Genomic DNA, 18565 nt, shown 5'->3' with positions numbered 1-18565 from the left:
GCTTTGCGTCATTTAGGCTGTCGCCTATAGAGCGCCAAAACCAAGACCGGAGGTCAAACATGCGCAAATGCCTCGCCATCGTGCTCGCCGCCGGCGAAGGCAAGCGGATGCGCTCCAGCCGTCCCAAGGTGCTGCACCAGGTCGCCGGCCGGTCCATGCTCGCCCATGTGCTGGACGCCGTGGCGCAGGCCGGCGCCGACGAACTGGCCGTCGTGGTCGGCCCTGGACGCGATGATGTCGCCGCCGAGGCCCTTCGCGCCTCCTCCCATGCCAAGGTCTTTGTCCAGAGCGAGCGACTCGGCACCGCCCACGCCGTGCTCGCGGCGCGCGAGGCTTTTTCGAAGGGCTTTGACGACGTCCTGGTGCTGTTCGCCGACACGCCCCTGGTGCGCCCCGAAACTTTTCGCCATCTGCGCGCGAAATTGGCGGAAGGCGCCGGCGTTGCGGTCCTGGGTTTCGAGCCGGAAAACCCGTTCGGCTATGGGCGGCTGCTCACGGACGACAGTGGGGCCCTGCTCGCCATCCGCGAGCACAAGGACGCCCGCCCGGACGAGTTGCAGGTGAAAAGCTGCAACGCCGGGCTGATGGCGCTGGACGGCGCAAAAACCTTGGACTGGCTGTCCCGCGTCGGCAACGCCAACGCCCAGAAGGAATATTATCTGCCCGACGTGGTGGAGATCGCCAGGGCCGACGGCGCGTCCTGCGCCCTGGTGATCGCGCCGGCAGGCGAAGTGCTCGGCGTCAACGACCGCGTCCAGCTTGCCCAGGCCGAAGCCGAGCTGCAAAACCGCCTGCGCCGCGCCGCCATGGAGAACGGGGCGACCCTCATCGCTCCCGAAACGGTGTTTTTCAGTTACGACACGGTTTTGGGGGCTGATGTGCTGGTCGAGCCCCATGTCGTGTTCGGCCCCGGCGTCACCGTCGCCGACCATGTGGTGATCCACGCCTTTTCCCATCTGGAAGGCGCGACGCTCGCCGAAAAGGCGACAATCGGCCCCTATGCGCGGCTTCGTCCCGGCGCGAATCTCGCCAGGGGCGCGAAAGTCGGCAATTTCGTCGAGATCAAGAAGGCCGAGATCGGCGAGGACGCGAAGGTCAATCACCTTACTTATATTGGCGACGCGACCATCGGCCCGCGCGCCAATATCGGGGCCGGCGTCATCACCTGCAATTACGACGGTTTCCTCAAATATCGCACCGAAATCGGCGCCGACGCGTTTGTCGGCTCCAACTGCTCGCTGGTGGCGCCGGTGAAGATCGGCGACGGCGCGTTGGTCGGGTCGGGCTCGGTTGTGACCAAGGATGTCGCCGCCGATGCGCTCGCCGTCGCGCGTGGAAAACAGATGGAAAAGCCTGGCTGGGCCGCCGCCTTCCGTGACAAGATGCGGGCGCTCAAGCGGGCTTCCGCTAAGTAAGCGCACGGATTGAAAACATTTGTGACTTGCCTTGAGCTGGCGCTTTGCGCTTCCTCCGCGGCGAAAGGAACCGATTCATGTGCGGAATTGTTGGCATCATCGGTCAGGGTCCGGTCGCGACGTCGCTGGTGGACGCGCTGAAACGCCTGGAATATCGTGGCTATGATTCCGCCGGCGTGGCCACGCTGGAGAACGGCCATCTGGAGCGCCGCCGCGCCGAGGGCAAGCTGCGCAACCTTGACGCGCTCTTGCGTGAAAAGCCGCTGAAGGGCTGGATCGGCATCGGCCACACCCGCTGGGCGACGCATGGCCGCCCGACCGAAAACAACGCCCACCCGCACGCCACGTCGAAGCTGGCCGTGGTGCACAACGGCATTATCGAGAATTTCCGCGAATTGCGCGCCGAGCTGATGGCGCAGGGCCACGAATTCGTCACCCAGACCGACACGGAAGCCGTCGCGCATCTCGTGACCGAGCAGATCAACCGGGGGCTTTCACCGGAAGACGCCGTCGCCGCTTCACTGCCGCGTCTCAAAGGCGCGTTCGCGCTGGCCATGCTGTTCAACGGCGTCGACAACCTCCTGATCGGCGCGCGGCGCGGCGCGCCGCTGGCCGTTGGCTATGGCGAGGGCGGGGAAATGTACCTCGGCTCGGACGCGCTGGCGCTGGCCGCCTTCACCGACACGATCACCTATCTCGAAGACGGCGACTGGGTGATTCTGCGTCGCGGCTTTGCGGAATTCAGGGACGAATCCAACCGCGTCGTGCAGCGTCCGAAGCTGAAGACCCAGGCCTCCGCCTTTCTGGTGGACAAGGGCAACTACAAGCACTTCATGGCGAAGGAGATTCACGAGCAGCCGGAAGTGGTGGCGCGCACGCTCGCCCATTACATCGATTTCGCCAACAATTGCGTGCGCCTGCCGTTCGACTTGCCGTTCGACCCGAAAACCCTGACCGGCATCACGCTGACCGCCTGTGGCACCGCCTATTATGCGGGTCTTGTGGGCAAATACTGGTTTGAAAAATTCGCGCGGCTGCGGGTGGAGATCGACGTCGCCTCCGAGTTCCGCTATCGCGAATCGCCCATGCCGGACAACGGCCTGATGCTGGTGGTGTCGCAATCCGGCGAGACGGCGGATACGCTCGCCAGCCTGCGCTACGCCAAGGCGCAGGGCCAAAAAATCATCGGGGTGGTGAACGTGCCGACCTCCACCATCGCCCGCGAGAGCGACGTGGCCGCGCCGACGCTGGCCGGACCGGAGATTGGCGTCGCCTCGACCAAGGCCTTCACCTGCCAACTGACCGTGCTGGCTTCGCTCGCCATTGCGCTGGGCCGGGCGCGCGGCGTGCTCGGGGCGGATGAAGAAAAACGCCTCGTCAATGAACTGATGGTCGTGCCCGGCCTGCTGGCGGAGGCGATGAAGCTGGAGCCGAGCATCGAGCAGCTTTCGCATCAGCTCGGCAAGGCCACGGATGTCCTCTATCTGGGTCGCGGCCCGTCCTACCCGTTGGCTCTGGAAGGCGCGCTGAAACTCAAGGAAATTTCCTACATTCACGCCGAGGGGTATGCGGCGGGCGAGTTGAAGCACGGCCCGATCGCGCTGATCGACGAGCAATTGCCGGTGATCGTGATCGCCCCGACCGATCCGGTGCTGGAAAAAACGATTTCGAACCTCCAGGAGGTTTCGGCCCGAGGCGGGCGCATCATTATGATCGGCGACGCCCATTCGATCGCGGAAGCGGCGACGCAGCTGGCCGGCGAAATCGTCATGCCCGACATGGCCCCGGATTTTTCGGCCATCGTCTATGCCGCGCCGATCCAGATGCTCGCCTATCATACGGCGGTTTTCATGGGCAAGGACGTGGACCAGCCAAGAAATCTAGCGAAAAGCGTGACCGTGGAGTAGTCGGAACTTTGCTGCCTAGGAATTCGTTTCAGGAATTCTTGGGAGTTAAAGAAATGTGCAAGGTCACAAGCGCTTTTCTCAACGTCGTCGCAGCTGTGTCCTTGCTTTATGCTGGCGCGGCCCATGCGCAGCAACCCACGAGTTCAGAGGGGCGCGAAGCGCTGAAAGCGGCGATGCTTGACGAAGCCTTCGCCGCGGCAAAATTCAAGCTCTTCGCCGAACAGGCTCGCAGGACAGGAAAACAGGAGCTGGCCCATCTCATGGAGGTGGCCTCGAACATGGAATATGGCCATTTCCTGCGTTGGGCCGAGTTGTACCGTCTGGTTGGAACCGACGCCCAGAACATGCGCGCCGCCGTGAACGACGAGATCAACGACGACGTCAAGGTCTACGACCGCCTGGCCTCCGAGGCCAAGGCGCGGGGCGAAAACGGGCTCGCCGAGCACTTCGATCAGGTCAAGGCGCAGGAGCAAAAGCAGGAGGAAGCGTTCAAGCAGGCGGTGGAAAAGGCTCTCGCGGAGCGATGGCGTCGAGAGGCCAACGGTTGCGCATTGTACGCAAAAGCGTACAATAGCCCCTATGAAAACGACTTCCTACAGCGAACTCCGCCGCAATCTCTCCGGCATGATCGACAAGGTCAACGCCGACCACGAACCCGTCCTCATCACCCGCGACCGGGGCAAACCCTCGGCGGTGCTGATGTCGCTGGAGGATTACGCGTCGTTCGAGGAAACCCGCTATCTCCTCGCCAGTCCGAAAAACGCCGAGCGCCTGGGCGCTGCGATCAACGAGCTTGAGGCCGGCGGCGGCGCAGAAAATCCGCTTTATGAACCCGATACGCCGTGAAAATCCTGTTCAGCGCCACGGCGTGGGAGGATTATCTCCACTGGCAGGCGACAGACGCGAAAATCCTGGCGCGGCTGAACGGTCTCATCAAGGAATGCGCGCGAACCCCGTTTTCCGGGACCGGCAAGCCCGAGCCTTTGCGCGGCGCCTTGGCCGACTGGTGGTCGCGCCGCCTCACCCATGAGCATCGCCTTGTCTATCGCGTGACGGACGAAGCCTTGCAGATCGCGCAATGTCGCTATCATTATTGACGCGAGAGCGGGGGGCGACGGCGGAAAGCTTTGCCGCAATCAAACCCGCAAAATGACAGATTTCGAATTCATAACCTTGAGCCTTGGCGTACCCGCCGCGCGTGTTGCTTGACGGTGGGCCAATGGAGCCAAGCCAGATTGAGGTTAAAGCCAGCATGCGTTTTCGTTGGCGACAGCGAACAGGACACAAGAGATGACGCACATCGACGAGGCCGCTTTGGCGACTTGCACTTTAACGCTCAATCTTTTGACAAAACTCAAGAAATCCGGAGCTCTCTCCGAGAGCGAGATCGCCGAAATCTTTTCCGATTCGATCCGCCAGCATCGCGCGATCAACACCCATGAGAACGACGCCGCCGCGTCCTTCCTCGAAACCGCCCGCATCTCCGTCGAACAGGAATAGCATCGGCGCAGCCCCTTATGGCAAAACGCCAGCCGGGTTAGGAAAGGGGGGGACATGCGCATACTCGGCCTGACCGGCTCCATCGGCATGGGCAAATCCACCACGGCCGACATGCTCGCCGACCAGGGGGCGGCCGTGTTCGACGCCGACGCCTGCGTTCACAGGCTCTACGAGGGCGAGATAGTCCCCGCGCTCGCCGAAGCCTTTCCCCATGTCATCAAAAACGGTCGCGTGGATCGCGCGCTGCTGCGCCTCGCCGTCGTTGGGAAACCCCGGGAGATCGCGCTGCTGGAAAAAATCGTCCATCCGGCGGTTCAGCGAAAGAAATGGGAATTTGTCGCGGCGCAGGCCAAAGCCGGAACGCCGCTGTGCGTGCTCGACATCCCCCTGCTGTTCGAAACCGGCGACAACAAGCGCGTCGACGCGGTGATCGTGGTCACCGCGCCGCCGGATGTGCAAAAAGCCCGCATCCTCGCCCGTGGCGGCATGGACGACGGGCAAGCCGAAGCGATCCTCGCCAAGCAAACGCCGGACACGGAAAAACGCCGCCAGGCCCATTTCATTGTCGAGACCCAGCATGGCCTCGCCCATGCCGAGCGTCGCATCGGCGTCATTTTGCGCGCCCTGAACATTTGACGCAATGACGCCGATCATGGACGCGCCGCCGTGAGTGGCGGACCCTCCGCGCTCGGAAGCGGAGGCAGGCATGCGATACGGCAGCGGCAATTACGAGGCTTTTGCGCGACCGCGCAAGCCCGAGGGCGTGGAAAACAAGGCCGCTTGGTTCGTCGGTTCGGGACTGGCGGCGCTGGCCGGCGCGGCCTTCCTGATCCGCGACGCCCACATGGCCGGCGACAAAATCACCATCCTCGAAGAGTTGGACCTCCCCGGCGGCGCGCTCGACGGCGCCCATGTCCCCGAAAAGGGTTTCGTCATTCGCGGCGGCCGCGAGATGGAGGACCGTTTCGAGTGCCTCTGGGATCTGTATCGCTCGATTCCCTCGCTGGAGATCGAGGGCGCCAGCGTGCTCGACGAATTTTACTGGCTGAACAAGGACGATCCCAATTTTTCGCTGCAACGCGCCACCGTGAACCGGGGGCAGGACGCGCAGACCGACGGCCTTTTCACCCTTAGCCGCCGCGCCCAGCGCGAAATCGCCCAGCTCTTCCTCGCCAGCCGCGAGAGCGTCGAGAACAAGCGCATCAATGAGGTCTTTTCGAACGAATTTTTCGCCAGCAATTTCTGGCTTTACTGGCGCACCATGTTCGCCTTCGAGGACTGGCATTCCGCGCTGGAGATGAAGCTCTACCTGCACCGCTTCATCCACCATATCGGCGGGATGCCGGATTTTTCCACCATCAAATTCACCCGCTACAACCAATATGAATCCCTGGTCCTGCCGCTGTACAAATGGCTCGTCGAACGTGGGGTGAAATTCCGCTACGGGGTCGAGGTCACCGACGTCGATTTCGACGTAAAACCCGAAAGCAAGCAGGCGACGCGCATTCATTGGCGTGAGCGGGGCGGGGAAGGGGGCATCGATCTCGGTCCCGACGATCTCGTCTTCATCACCATCGGCTCGCTCACCGAAAATTCCGACACCGGCGACCATTTTTCGCCCGCAAAGCTCAACGAGGGCCCGGCGCCCGCCTGGGATTTGTGGCGTCGCATCGCGGCCAAGGATCCGGCCTTTGGGCGTCCCGACGTGTTTGGCGCGCACATCCCTGAAACCAAATGGGAATCGGCCACCGTCACCACGCTGGACGCGCGCATTCCCGCATTGATCGAAAAAATCGCCAAGCGCGACCCGTTCAGCGGCAAGGTGGTGACCGGCGGCATTGTCACCGCAAGAGATTCGAGCTGGCTGATGAGTTGGACGGTCAACCGCCAGCCGCATTTCAAGGCGCAGCCGAAAGACCAGATCGTCACCTGGGTCTATTCCCTGTTCGTTGAAAAACCCGGCGATTACGTGAAAAAGCCGATGCAGGCCTGCACCGGCGAGGAAATCACCCAGGAGTGGCTCTATCACCTGGGCGCGCCGCTCGAGCAAATCCCCGAACTCGCGGCGACCGGGGCCAAAACCGCGCCGGTGATGATGCCTTATGTCACGGCCTTCTTCATGCCGCGCCAGAAGGGGGACAGGCCCGACGTGGTCCCGGAGGGGGCAAAAAACTTCGCCTTCATCGGCCAGTTTGCTGAATCCAGGGAGCGCGACTGCATTTTCACCACCGAATATTCGGTGCGTACGCCGATGGAGGCGGTTTACACCCTGCTCAATGTCGAACGCGCCGTGCCGGAGGTCTGCAACTCCACCTACGACTTGCGAAAACTGCTCGCTGCCGCCGCCGCGCTGCGCGACGGCAAGACCGTGGATGCGGCCTTCCCCAGCGTCATCCGCGACGCGCTGGTCAAGTGGGCCGACAAGCGCGTCGTGGGAAAGCTGCTGCGCGAGTCCGGGCTGATCTCGCATTAGGGGATCGGGCCGGAGCCCCGCTTTTCGCGGCGCGGGCCGGGGGCGCCGCGGCGACGAAACGGCGGACACAAGAACGCGGTTCATCGAAACCTCCTGGTTGCCGGAAGCCGGGCCAACCCGCTTCGTCGCGCACTCGTTCCGAAATCCGCTTGCAACGGCGCCGCCAAATCGGTTATTGAGGAGCATCCAGGCCTTGCCTGTCCGAGACGCCGATGATCTTTGTCGCCAACCAGACGCCCTTGCTGAACGTCGCGCCCAAAGCGCAGACGGCGTCTGACGTTGTGCGCGCGGGCAAAAATCTCCTCCTTATCAACCCCTGAGGGCCGGCCGGGCTTTGCCTGGGCGCTCAGGGGATCGCGATTTCAAACCCGAGTTTCCGCCCTCGGTCCTTTCGCGCGCGATTGCGCGCCTTGCCCAAAAAATCTAAGGCAGGCCAAAGGGCGTCCCAATTGGAGACGATCATGACCGATCAAAACCGCGTTTACATCTTCGACACCACCTTGCGCGACGGCGAGCAATGCCCCGGCGCCTCCATGACCTTTGAAGAAAAGCTGGAAGTCGCGGAATTGCTGGACGCCCTGGGCGTCGACATCATGGAGGCGGGTTTTCCCATCGCCTCGCAGGGCGACTTTGAATCCGTGTCCGAAATCTCGCGCCGGGTGAAGAACGCCTCGGTCGCCGGCCTGTGTCGCGCCCAGGCCAAGGACATCGACCGCTGCGCCGAAGCCGTGAAGCACGCGCGCATCCCGCGCATCCACACGTTCATCAGCACCTCGCCGGTCCATATGCGCTACAAGCTGCAAATGGAGCCGGAAAAGGTTTTGGGGCTGATCGCCTCCTCGGTGTCCCGCGCCCGCAACCATGTCGAATGTGTCGAGTGGTCGGCGGAGGACGGCACCCGCACCGAGCATGATTTCCTGTGCCGCGCGGTGGAAACCGCCATCAGCGCTGGCGCCACCACGATCAACATCCCCGACACCGTGGGTTACACCACGCCGGACGAATATCGCGCCCTGTTCCAGATGGTGCGCGAGCGGGTTCCCAATTCCGACAAGGCGATCTTCTCGGTCCACTGCCACAACGATTTGGGCCTGGCGGTGGCCAATTCCATCGCCGGCGTGCAGGGCGGCGCCCGGCAGATCGAATGCACCGTCAACGGCATCGGCGAGCGCGCCGGCAATGCGGCGCTGGAAGAAATCGTCATGGCGCTGAAAACCCGCGCCGACGTGCTGCCCTACACCAACCGCATCGAAACCACCTTGCTGAACCGCGCGTCAAAGCTGGTGTCGGCGGTGACGTCGTTCCCGGTGCAATACAACAAGTCCATCGTCGGCCGGAACGCTTTTGCGCACGAAAGCGGCATCCACCAGGACGGCATGCTGAAGAACGCCCACACCTATGAAATCATGACGCCGGAGTCGGTCGGCGTCTCCAAAACCTCGCTGGTGATGGGCAAGCACTCGGGACGCCACGCTTTTAAGGAGAAGCTGAAGGAACTGGGCTACGACCTGGGCGACAACGGCCTGGAGGTCGCCTTCACCCGCTTCAAGGATTTGGCCGACCGCAAAAAGCTGGTTTACGACGAGGACATCGCGGCTCTGGTGGACGACGAGATTGCCAACGCCCACGAGCGCATCCAGGTTGTCGCCTTGTCGGTGATGGCGGGGACAAAAGTTCCGCAATCGGCGGCGCTGACCCTGGAGATCGACGGCGAGCAGAAGACACATCAGGCGACCGGCAACGGCCCCGTGGACGCGATTTTCAACGCCATCCGCGCCCTGGTCCCGCACGAGTCCAAGCTGGAGCTGTTCCAGGTCCATGCGGTGACGGAGGGCACGGACGCGCAGGCGGAAGTCTCGGTGCGCCTGTCCGAAGGCGATCTGGTTTGCGCCGGCAAGGGGGCGGACCCGGACACCCTGGTCGCGTCGGCGCGCGCTTATGTCTCGGCGCTGAACAAGTTGTTTGCCCGCCGCGCGCGTGGAACGGTGGAGTCGGCTGAGGCCGTCTAATACGATTTCCGAAGGATCAGTTCGGAAATCGTATTCCGCTCGCGCGGAAATCTGCCCTTCGCCTGAAGGATTTCCGCGCGATTTCGTTTTCGCGGATCGCGAAGCGATCTTGCGGAAATCGTATAAGGCGTTTTCGAGCGAAGTGGATGCCGGTTCGCGTGAAGAAAACGCGTAGAAGCAAAAAACTGGAGCCCGTTCACCGAACGGGCTCTAGCAGCGATCAGCCCTCACCCTGAGAGGCTCCGAGGAGCCGTCTCGAAGGGCGAGGGCGTTCCACGCCTCTTTCAATCCAAAAAAAATCCGCCGGCAAAAAAATCGCCTCCCCAGGAGATTTTTGCCAGCGGACATTGCGCCCTTGAGCAGCGGGCGCTGTGGTTTGGAAACCCAACCACGACCCAAACATAACGGGTTGCCGCGCGCCAAGTCCATTGCGGCTTTCCGCAAGGTATGGGCGGTGGTTTCCCGCATGGGACCAAAAACAAACCCCGCCGTGTCAGGGCGGGGCGTGGGGGAGGTCAGGGGGGCGTCGCCTCAGGCGGTAATGCGCTCGTCGGCGTCGGAGGGCTCGCGCAGAACATAGCCGCGACCCCAGACGGTCTCGATATAGTTGCGGCCCTCGGAGGCGTTGGCGAGCTTCTTCCGCAGCTTGCAGATGAAGACGTCGATGATCTTCAATTCGGGCTCGTCCATGCCGCCATAAAGATGGTTGAGGAACATTTCCTTGGTCAGCGTCGTGCCTTTTCGCAACGAAAGCAGCTCGAGCATCTGATATTCCTTGCCGGTCAGATGGACCCGCGCCCCGTTCACTTCGACGGTCTTCTGGTCGAGGTTCACGACGAGGTCGCCGGTGGCGATCACGGACTGGGCATGTCCCTTGGAGCGGCGGACGATGGCGTGGATGCGCGCGACCAGTTCGTCCTTGTGGAAGGGCTTTGTCAGATAGTCGTCGGCGCCGAAGCCGAGGCCTTTCACCTTGTCCTCGATGCCGGCGAGGCCCGAGAGGATCAGAATGGGGGTCTTCACCTTGGCCACGCGCAGGGTGCGCAGCACTTCATACCCGGACATGTCGGGCAGGTTCAGGTCGAGCAGGATGATGTCGTAGTCGTACAGCTTGCCGAGGTCGATGCCCTCTTCGCCGAGGTCGGTGGTGTAGACGTTGAAATTCTCGGACTTCAGCATCAACTCGATGCTTTGCGCGGTGGCGCTGTCGTCTTCGATCAATAATACGCGCATGTGAAGTCCTCACCCCGCCCAAAGAATACGGCGCCTGACCGGCCGCCGGCCTTGTCCCCCGACTGAACGCGAGCGTCGACGCGAATCATTACCGAACGAGCTTAACGCCGAATGGTTAACAAAACCTGATTCACCCTGGCAAGCGGTCTCGGTCGTTATATTCGTTGCGTCGCCACGGCGTCTCCGCCGGGAGAAAATTTCCTTTGGAAACCTTGCGGAAACGAGGAATTCGCCTCACGCTCGGCTCCCTCCGCCTTATAGCGCTCCGCTTGAGCGGGGCTTTACGGCGGTCCTGAAGCGAGTGTTAAACATGGCGGTTAATGAAGACTGAACGCGACGAAGCGATTTGCGGGCCTGCCCCGCTTTTTTCCAATTCCGGCAAAAAAATGTCGTGCGGGTAATAAAACGGCAACCTCCCTGCGCCAATGTTCCCCTGTCTCGCGGAACAATTGAAGTTTGTGGAACAGGCCTTGCAGCTTGGCGTATTGGAGTCACTGGCATGAAGTCGCGGGATACGCTCGTCCGTCTCAAGAAATTTCAGGTGGATGAAAAACGCCGCCGTGTGGCCCAGATCGAGATGATGATCGCGGAATTCGGCCGCATGGCCGGAGACCTCGACCGGGAAATCGCCGCGGAGGAGCAGCGCACCGGGGTCAAGGACCAGAACCACTACGCCTATTCGACCTATGCCCGCGCGGCGCGCACCCGCCGCGACAACCTCGCCCATTCCGCCGACGAGCTGAAGCACCAGCTCGAAGAGGCGCGGGCGGCCCTGGATCTCGCCAGCGACGAACTGTCGAAGGCGCAGGTTCTGGAAAGCCGGGAAAAAGGCCCCGCGCTCGTCGACATCGCCCGCGACGCCATCGACCTCTCTGGCCTGCGCGGCGCGCGCGCCTGAGCGGTAAGGCTTGCCTTGCGGCCGCGCCTGTAGCAAACAGGCCATTCCTTTTGCGCGCGGCCGTGGGAATCGCCTGAATGCTCCCCGAAACGTCTTCTGAAAGCCTGTGCGCTTCGCGCGAAGAGTCTTCCATTATGGACGCATCTTCGCCGACAGGCGTTTCGAATGAAAGCGCTCGCGCGCGGCGGGAGCCAGCTCGCAGGACCCGCATGGATTTCATCAAACGCAATCTCGATTACATCTGGCCGGCCGTCGGTTTTTGCGCGGTCGGGGTTTCCTTTTGGCTGCTCTATCGCGAATTCGCGGGACAGCAGCTCGGCCCGCAACTGATCGCGGCCTTCCGCGCCATTCCAGCAACCCATTACGCGCTGGCGGTGCTCTCGACCCTGCTCGCCTATGCCGCGCTCGCCGCCTATGACCGCATCGCCCTGATCCATCTGGGCGTCAAGAATATTTCGTGGCGCTTCGTCGCCGCCTGCTCGTTCACCACCTATGCGCTGTCGCACAATATCGGCGCGTCCGTGGTCTCCGGCGCGGCGGTGCGCTATCGCGGCTACACGTCCAAGGGGCTGAGCGCGGGACAGGTCGCCATTCTCGTGGCGTTCTGCTCGCTGACCTTCATGCTCGGCGAAGTGCTGCTCGGCGGCGTCGGACTGCTCATCAAGCCACACGCGCTGGCGCGGATCGGCGGCCTGATGCCGGAATTTTTGCGGCCCTGGCTCGCCGACCCGAGAAGCGCGCACTTGATCGGCGCCGGGCTGGTCGGCGCCGTCGCGCTCTATGTCGCCGGATCGGTGTTGCACCTGCCCTCGCTGACGATTTCCGGCGTCCGCATCGAATATCCCCGGCTTCCCGTGGTCGCGCGCCAATTGCTCGCCGCGCCCGCCGAACTGATCGGGGCCGCGGGCATCATCTATTTCGCCCTGCCGGAAGCCGGCAATCCCGGCTTCGTCGTGGTCCTGCTGGTGTTCATCTTCTCGTTTTCGGCGGCCTTGGCCTCGAACGCGCCGGGAGGTCTCGGCGTGCTCGAACTGGTCTTCCTGAAATCCATGCCGGGCGCGCCGCAGGACGGGGTTTTGGCGGCGCTGCTGCTGTTTCGCCTGTTCTATCTGCTGATCCCGCTCGGCCTTGCGGTTTTCGTCGTGCTCGGATTTGAAAAACGGCGCCTATCCGAGGCGATCGTGCATCACCAGCAGATCGCGGACGATAAGCGGGAGCCCGCCGACCCGAAATAGGTCCATTGCTGTCGAGCGAGGACGAGATCATCGTGAGCCTCACGTCCGTCGAGTCCCTTGTCCTGTTCGACCCGCTTCAGCTTTTCGATAGGACCGGTGCGCTCTCGATCGAGCATGAGGCGGAGAGTCGCGCCTTGTGGGCGCTCACATCCAGCCTGGGAAAAGTCTTGGCTGACCCTTTCATACGGTTTCCGCAAGATCGCTCCGCGATCTGCGAAAACGAAATCGCACGGAAATTCTCCAAGCGAAGGGCGGATTTCCGCGCGAGTGGAATGCGGTTTCCGAACGGATCGTTCGCAAACCGCATCAGGGGGGACGACACGTCGCTTCTGGCCTTGGCGCGCTCCAAGATTTGAGGCTCGCAACAAAAAACGCCGGCCTCGCGGCCGGCGTCTAAACCCGAGTCGGGAAGCCTTACTGCCGATACTGCTGCAAGCGCGTGGTGCGCAGTCCGGCGAGCCCATGCTGGTCGATCGACATCTGCCAGGACAGGAATTCGTCCACGGTCAAAGTATAGCGGCTGCACGCCTCTTCCAGCGAGAGCAGCCCGCCGCGCACGGCGGCGACGACTTCGGCCTTGCGCCGGATAACCCAACGTTTCGTGGAGGGCGGGGGGAGATCGGCGATGGTCAGCGGGCTGCCATCTGGACCAATGACATATTTGACCCTCGGACGATGGGGCTCGGTCATGCTACTCACTCACTTACGCGGAGAACCCTTACTACGGTTGCCGACAGTAAAGCTGTCCGCTTAAGAAACACTTTCGCCCAAGGGCGCAAATCGACGTATAAATGCTTGTTTGCGCGTCAGTTTCTTGCCAATTCCTTTCCAGCGCGGCCAAAATGTCTCCAATTGAGGCGCCTCGAAATCGGCCGTTAACCGTAAGCCGCGAGGCGGCGAACTCCCTCTTTTGCCCCCGGCGCGTTGAAATCGTGCGGTCAAACCCTTATTGAAGAGGGGTGGCTCCGAGGTCTTCGCCAAACCGGAGGCTCAGCCGCAGGAAAGTTCCCTCCCAGATGACGACGTACGCCAAAAATTCCCTCGATCTGGCCAAGCCGCCGGCGCAGACCCGCGTCGTCGTCGCCATGTCGGGCGGCGTCGATTCCTCTGTTGTCGCCGGCCTGCTGAAGGAGCAGGGCTATGACGTCATCGGCGTCACCATGCAGCTCTACGACCATGGCGAGATCGAGCACCGGCCGGGCGCCTGCTGCGCGGGCCAGGACATTTATGACGCGCGCCAGGCCGCCGACCTGATCGGCATTCCGCATTACGTGCTCAATTACGAGCAGAATTTCCGCGCCAAGGTGATCGACGCCTTCGCCCAGTCCTACGCGGAAGGCGAAACGCCCATTCCCTGCGTGGCCTGCAACAGCCAGATCAAGTTCATCGACCTGTTCGGCATGGCCCGCGACCTCGGGGCCGACATTTTGGCCACCGGCCACTACATCGCCTCGCGCGCCGACGGGGAGGAGGAGAGGGCGCTTTACCGCGCCCTGGATCCCGACCGCGACCAGTCCTACTTCTTGTTTTCGACCACCCGCGACCAATTGCGCCTGCTGCGCTTCCCGCTGGGCGAAATGAGCAAGCCGGAGGTGCGCGAACATGCGCGGCGCCTCGGCCTTGGCGTCGCCGAGAAGCCCGACAGCCAGGACATCTGTTTCGTCCCCACCGGCCGCTACAGCGACCTCGTGGAAAAACTGGCCCCGCAGGCGGCCACGCCCGGTGACATCGTCCATGTCGACGGCCGCGTGCTCGGTCGCCACGCGGGCGTGATGCATTACACCATCGGCCAGCGAAAAGGCCTTGGCCTCGGCGCCAGCGCCAGCGTGGGCGGCGAACCGCTCTATGTGGTGCGGATCGATGCGGCCAACGCCCGCGTCACCGTCGGCCCGCGCGAAGCCCTGTCGACAAAGCGGGTGGCGCTGCGCGACGTGAACTGGATCGGGCCGGGAACGCTGGATGACGCGCTGGGGCGCGAGATCGTGGCGCGGGTGCGCTCCACGCGCCCGCCGGCGGCGGCGGTTTTGATGCGTCGCGGCGAAGAAATCGTGGTCGAGTTCGTCGAGGGCGAGAACGGCGTCGCCCCCGGACAGGCTTGTGTGTTTTACGAGAATGCCGGGCCGCGCGCGCGCGTTCTCGGCGGCGGTTTCATCCGCAGCGCGGAATCCGCCCAAGAGGAGCCGGCTTTTCGCCGGAAAAGAGCATGAATCAAATGCCGCGCGATCTCGCGCAGATTGAAAACGCGCATGTCGAGGAAGCCTACGCCCGCTGGGCGCCGATTTACGACTTGGCCTTCACCGCGGTGATGGCGCCCGGGCGCCGCGCGGCGGTGGCGGCGGCGCAGCGGCTTGGCGGAAAAGTGTTGGATGTCGGCGTCGGCACCGGCCTGGAATTGCCGATGTTCGACGCGGAGGTGGAGTTGGTCGGCGTCGATCTCTCCGAGCCCATGCTGCGCCGCGCCCAGGACCGCATCATCCGCGATTCGCTGACGCGCGTGAAAGGCCTGTGCGTGATGGATGCGACGCGGCTCGCCTTCGCCGACGGAAGCTTTGATGCGACGGTGGCGCCCTATGTTCTGACGGTCGTTCCCGACCCGCACGCGACCATGGCGGAACTGGCGCGGGTGACCAAGGTGGGCGGCGAGATCGTGCTGGTGAATCACGTGGGCGCTGAAGCGGGTCCGATTGCGTGGATCGAGCGGTGGATGGGCAAGCGTTCGGCGTCGCTGGGCTGGCGGCCGGAATTTCCCTGGGCGATTCTGGGCGACTGGATCGCCTCGCGAAATGATTTGAAGCTCGTGGAACGGCGCAAGATCGCGCCGCTGGGGCTATTCACACTGACGCGGATTGAAAAGGTATATTGAGGGCTCGCTCTTCCTTGACAGGGCGGGTCGGGGCGTCCTATAGACCGCGCACTCAAACGCGAGCGCAACTCGTGTTCGGGGCGGAGTAGCTCAGCCGGCTAGAGCAGAGGAATCATAATCCTTGTGTCGGGGGTTCGAGTCCCTCCTCCGCTACCATTCAAATTCAATGACTTAAGTCGAAAATAGCCGCCGAAAGGCGGCTTTTTCATGTTGCATCGTGTTGCAGCCAATTCCCTTGATTTCCAGCGATTTCAAAAGAAGTCCGGCGACTCCACGCGACATGGGCGCGACATGAAATCGGGAGATGTTCTATCTATGTCTCGCATTGGCTGGCGCAAGCGCTATTCCTACACGCGGGTCATCTCAGACTGCCTCTGTTTCGATTATTTCGTTTATTGCGTTTATTGCGTTTGTGGCATACGATCATGTTAAGAGGAGAAAGTCATGACAATGCCAGCTTTTGCAGAGGAACTCGGGTCTCGCTTGCCTTCTGCGGATGAAAAGGCGGCAGCCAACCAATTACGCAAATTTATCGCTGCACATGCTGCGGGCGATGCCAAGTTGCGTCTGTTGGATGACGACAAGATACCGGCTGAGATTACGCTAAGCCCAGCCCTGTCGAACCTTCTGATAGAATTGCTTCGCCACGTTGGAAGCGGCGATGCAGTGACGCTCGTCCCGGTGAATCAAATGCTGACGACCCAGCAGGCCGCAGATATCCTAAATGTTTCGCGTCCATTCCTGATCGCCTTGCTCGAAAAAGAAGAGATCGCCTATTCGATGGTTGGTCGTCATCGACGGATCAAGGCGAACGATCTGTTCGAATATAAAAGAGCGAGAGACAGGAGACGCAGCGATGCGCTCGCTGATCTCGCCGAGATGGACGCGGAGTTATTGTAAGCTGTGTTTGCCAATCGTTTCACCGCATTTGTTGACGCCTGCTGTTTGGTAGGTGTCTTAAAACGAAACCTGCTCTTGACCTTAGCGGAGGCGGAATTTTTCCGCCTCCGCTGGTCGGAGCCAGTTCTTGTTGAAACGGAACGAGCTATTCAAGGCATCTACGAGCGACGGGGCGCTCCCGAAGCCGCAGAACAAGCAAAGCGAGCCAGAGGTAAAATGGAGGCCGCTTTTGAAGAAGCGATGGTTTCTGATTTCGAGCAATACCTTTCTCTTTGCGGCAAGCTTCCGGATCCCAACGATGCCCATGTCGTGGCCGCAGCCTTGAAAACGCAGGCGTCGGCGATAGTCACGGACAATCTGAAGCATTTCCCGACGGAAATCCTTGCACCCCTAAACCTTTACGCCCGCTCCGCCGACTCGTTCATAGCAGATACAATCGACCTCGACCCCGGTCGGGCGGTCGCAGCGATCCGCGTCATGCGGCACCGATTCAAAAAGCCGGAAAAAACGGCTGAATTGCTGTTGCTTGATATGGAAGCCTGTGGGTTGACTGATACGGTTTCCGCAAGATCGCTTCGCGATCCGCGAAAACGAAATCGCGCGGAAATCCTTCAGGCGAAGGGCGGATTTCCGCGCGAGCGGAATAGGATTTCCGAACTGATCCTTCGGAAACCGTATGAGACGGTCGATGTCTTGCGCTCGCACGTTCTATCGCTTTAACCGGCAGCAAATTTCACCCCGACAAGCGAACGAAAATGAAATTAAATGAAGCACCGGTGCTACCAGAAGGTGACTACCCCTTCATCGACCGAACCTATCCGCTCTCCGAAATGTCATTCATCGAAGCGCCGCATGAACTGGAAGTGCTGTTCAAAGCGCAAGCCGAACGCAACGAAACGGCGATCATCCGCGACGACCCGGTATTGTTGAATTGCAAGTCCGATGCATGGCCGGAAGCCCGATTCCTGATCTACTGGCCATATGGCACTGAACGAATCTTCATGCTCGCGCCAAAAAGATTCGCGCAAGGGCGCGCCTGAAAGACCCTGAACCGAGATCGTGTCCCCTGGCGTGGTGTAGCTGTCAACGGCGGCGACAAAATGTGCCAAGTGGCGGCGTAAAAGTGTACCAGTCGGGTTGAGAGAAAAGGGCCGCAAGGCCCCGGTGTTTTGGCGTTGCCGCGCGCATTGAGCCGCGCGGAGCGTAGCGAAGCGCGGCTCAATGCGCGCGGGCGATTTAGAGTTTGGGCTCAACGTCTCCTTGGCTGGTTGCTTTCGCGGCGAGGTTCGCCGCGTGGCCGGATCTGCGCTGAGCTTTCTTGCTGGCGGCGAGCCGGAAGCTGTCGCCGTTCATTTCCAAAATGTGGACGTGGTGAGTCAGGCGATCGAGCAAGGCGCCGGTCAGCCGTTCCGAGCCGAAGACCGAAGTCCATTCATCGAAGGGCAGATTGCTGGTCACCAAGGTGGCGCCGCGTTCGTAGCGTTGGCTGAAGACCTCGAAGAGCAACTCCGAACCGACGGCCGTGAACGGCACATAGCCAAGTTCATCGACGATCAGCAGCTTGACGGTGTTGAGATGCTTTTGCAGCGCGCGCAACCGGCGTTCGTCGCGCGCTTCCATGAGTTCATGCACCAGGGCGGCGGCCGTCGTGAAGGCGACGCTGTGGCCCTTCTGGCAGGCGGCAAGCCCCAAGGCCAGGGCGACGTGAGTCTTTCCCGTGCCGGATGGCCCCAGCGCGATGCAATTCTGCCGCTTCTCGATCCATTCGCCGCGCGCCAACTCCAGCACCAGCGATTTGTTGAGCGACGGCTGGGCGGCGAAGTCGAAAGTGTCGAGGCTCTTGACCTGAGAAAAGCGGGCCTGGCGAATCCGGCGCTCGACGTTGCGTCGTTCGCGGTCGATGCGCTCCAGTTCGCACAGACGTAGCAGATAGCGCGGGTAGTCGGCGCTGTCGCGCGCCGATTCCATCGCCACCTTCTCGTACTCGCGCGCAAAGGTGGGAAGCTTCAACGCCTTGAGATGATTGCCCAGCAGCACTTGCGGCGCGACGATGGTCGGCGAGGTCGGATCCTGCGGCATCGTCATGGGGAAACTCCCGCGCTCGCCGGTCCTGGAGCGGCGTTGGCGAGAAG

General features: G+C 61.9%; 19 protein-coding genes and 1 tRNA gene. 16 read left to right on the top strand and 4 right to left on the bottom strand.

Annotation, left to right across the window (positions count from 1 at the left end; all coding sequences use genetic code 11):
- The first annotated feature begins 59 nt into the window (after positions 1–59).
- Positions 60–1415 carry a bifunctional UDP-N-acetylglucosamine diphosphorylase/glucosamine-1-phosphate N-acetyltransferase GlmU gene (gene glmU / locus GJ654_RS17335; RefSeq protein ID WP_155447437.1) on the top strand — a complete coding sequence of 452 codons (1356 nt, stop codon included), beginning with the start codon at positions 60–62 and terminating at the stop codon, positions 1413–1415.
- A 77-nt stretch (positions 1416–1492) separates the two neighbouring features.
- Complete coding sequence (gene glmS, locus GJ654_RS17330; RefSeq protein WP_155447436.1) at positions 1493–3322, top strand: glutamine--fructose-6-phosphate transaminase (isomerizing); 1830 nt, start codon at positions 1493–1495, stop codon at positions 3320–3322.
- Positions 3323–3465: 143 nt separating this feature from the next.
- Here the strand turns inward: glmS and GJ654_RS17325 are convergent, their stop codons facing one another.
- Positions 3466–3795 (bottom strand): hypothetical protein, encoded by a 330-nt coding sequence (locus GJ654_RS17325; protein ID WP_155447435.1) that lies wholly within the window; start codon positions 3793–3795, stop codon positions 3466–3468.
- 106 nt (positions 3796–3901) lie between these two features.
- Here GJ654_RS17325 and GJ654_RS17320 point away from each other — a divergent pair, with 106 nt between their 5' ends.
- The 6 genes from GJ654_RS17320 (at position 3902) to GJ654_RS17295 (ending at position 9304) form a co-directional block, all read left to right on the top strand.
- The gene (locus GJ654_RS17320; RefSeq protein ID WP_155447434.1) at positions 3902–4168 is read left to right on the top strand and encodes a type II toxin-antitoxin system Phd/YefM family antitoxin; all 267 of its coding nucleotides are present in this window, start codon (positions 3902–3904) and stop codon (positions 4166–4168) included.
- Positions 4165–4419, top strand: a complete 255-nt coding sequence (locus tag GJ654_RS17315) for a Txe/YoeB family addiction module toxin (RefSeq protein WP_264586287.1) — start codon at positions 4165–4167, stop codon at positions 4417–4419. Before GJ654_RS17320 ends, GJ654_RS17315 begins: the two co-directional genes overlap by 4 nt.
- A gap of 193 nt (positions 4420–4612) precedes the next feature.
- On the top strand, positions 4613–4822 hold the full coding sequence (locus GJ654_RS17310) for a hypothetical protein (protein WP_155447433.1): 210 nt from the start codon (positions 4613–4615) through the stop codon (positions 4820–4822).
- A gap of 54 nt (positions 4823–4876) precedes the next feature.
- Complete coding sequence (gene coaE / locus GJ654_RS17305; RefSeq protein WP_155447432.1) at positions 4877–5458, top strand: dephospho-CoA kinase; 582 nt, start codon at positions 4877–4879, stop codon at positions 5456–5458.
- Positions 5459–5528: 70 nt separating this feature from the next.
- Positions 5529–7295 carry an oleate hydratase gene (locus tag GJ654_RS17300; protein ID WP_155447431.1) on the top strand — a complete coding sequence of 589 codons (1767 nt, stop codon included), beginning with the start codon at positions 5529–5531 and terminating at the stop codon, positions 7293–7295.
- Positions 7296–7756: 461 nt separating this feature from the next.
- Positions 7757–9304: a 2-isopropylmalate synthase gene (locus GJ654_RS17295; protein ID WP_155447430.1), complete on the top strand. Its 1548-nt coding sequence runs from the start codon at positions 7757–7759 to the stop codon at positions 9302–9304.
- 531 nt (positions 9305–9835) lie between these two features.
- On the opposite strand, the gene ctrA is transcribed toward GJ654_RS17295, so the two are convergent.
- Positions 9836–10537 carry a response regulator transcription factor CtrA gene (gene ctrA / locus GJ654_RS17290; RefSeq protein ID WP_155447429.1) on the bottom strand — a complete coding sequence of 234 codons (702 nt, stop codon included), beginning with the start codon at positions 10535–10537 and terminating at the stop codon, positions 9836–9838.
- 499 nt (positions 10538–11036) lie between these two features.
- On the opposite strand from ctrA, the gene GJ654_RS17285 reads away from it, so the two are divergent.
- Both GJ654_RS17285 and GJ654_RS17280 read left to right on the top strand, forming a co-directional pair.
- Positions 11037–11435: a flagellar export protein FliJ gene (locus GJ654_RS17285; protein WP_155447428.1), complete on the top strand. Its 399-nt coding sequence runs from the start codon at positions 11037–11039 to the stop codon at positions 11433–11435.
- 218 nt (positions 11436–11653) lie between these two features.
- Complete coding sequence (locus GJ654_RS17280) at positions 11654–12670, top strand: lysylphosphatidylglycerol synthase transmembrane domain-containing protein (protein ID WP_264586289.1); 1017 nt, start codon at positions 11654–11656, stop codon at positions 12668–12670.
- 414 nt (positions 12671–13084) lie between these two features.
- Here the strand turns inward: GJ654_RS17280 and GJ654_RS17275 are convergent, their stop codons facing one another.
- A complete protein-coding gene (locus GJ654_RS17275) occupies positions 13085–13360 on the bottom strand; it encodes a DUF1153 domain-containing protein (RefSeq protein WP_088521411.1) in 276 nt (91 codons plus the stop codon).
- Positions 13361–13686: 326 nt separating this feature from the next.
- Between GJ654_RS17275 and mnmA the strand changes: the two genes are divergently transcribed.
- The 6 genes from mnmA to GJ654_RS17245 all read left to right on the top strand — a co-directional run bounded on the left by mnmA (position 13687) and on the right by GJ654_RS17245 (position 17473).
- Entirely contained in the window at positions 13687–14877 is a 1191-nt protein-coding gene (gene mnmA / locus GJ654_RS17270; RefSeq protein ID WP_155447426.1) for a tRNA 2-thiouridine(34) synthase MnmA, read from the top strand.
- On the top strand, positions 14874–15533 hold the full coding sequence (locus GJ654_RS17265) for a class I SAM-dependent methyltransferase (protein ID WP_155447425.1): 660 nt from the start codon (positions 14874–14876) through the stop codon (positions 15531–15533). Before mnmA ends, GJ654_RS17265 begins: the two co-directional genes overlap by 4 nt.
- Before the next feature lie 79 nt (positions 15534–15612).
- Positions 15613–15689 (top strand) — tRNA-Met (locus GJ654_RS17260).
- Between the two features lie 288 nt (positions 15690–15977).
- Positions 15978–16433: an excisionase family DNA-binding protein gene (locus tag GJ654_RS17255; protein WP_155447424.1), complete on the top strand. Its 456-nt coding sequence runs from the start codon at positions 15978–15980 to the stop codon at positions 16431–16433.
- Positions 16434–16436: 3 nt separating this feature from the next.
- Positions 16437–17153 carry a PIN domain-containing protein gene (locus GJ654_RS17250; RefSeq protein ID WP_264586286.1) on the top strand — a complete coding sequence of 239 codons (717 nt, stop codon included), beginning with the start codon at positions 16437–16439 and terminating at the stop codon, positions 17151–17153.
- 35 nt (positions 17154–17188) lie between these two features.
- Positions 17189–17473: a hypothetical protein gene (locus GJ654_RS17245; protein WP_155447423.1), complete on the top strand. Its 285-nt coding sequence runs from the start codon at positions 17189–17191 to the stop codon at positions 17471–17473.
- Between the two features lie 196 nt (positions 17474–17669).
- Here the strand turns inward: GJ654_RS17245 and istB are convergent, their stop codons facing one another.
- Positions 17670–18518 carry an IS21-like element helper ATPase IstB gene (istB, locus tag GJ654_RS17240; RefSeq protein WP_155447422.1) on the bottom strand — a complete coding sequence of 283 codons (849 nt, stop codon included), beginning with the start codon at positions 18516–18518 and terminating at the stop codon, positions 17670–17672.
- Positions 18519–18565 lie beyond the last annotated feature (47 nt).

The organism is Rhodoblastus acidophilus (assembly GCF_009720655.1).
GTDB classification, from domain to species: domain Bacteria; phylum Pseudomonadota; class Alphaproteobacteria; order Rhizobiales; family Beijerinckiaceae; genus Rhodoblastus; species Rhodoblastus acidophilus_A.
Note: the sequence above shows the minus strand (reverse complement) of the source record. Positions and strands in the feature narration are given on the sequence as shown.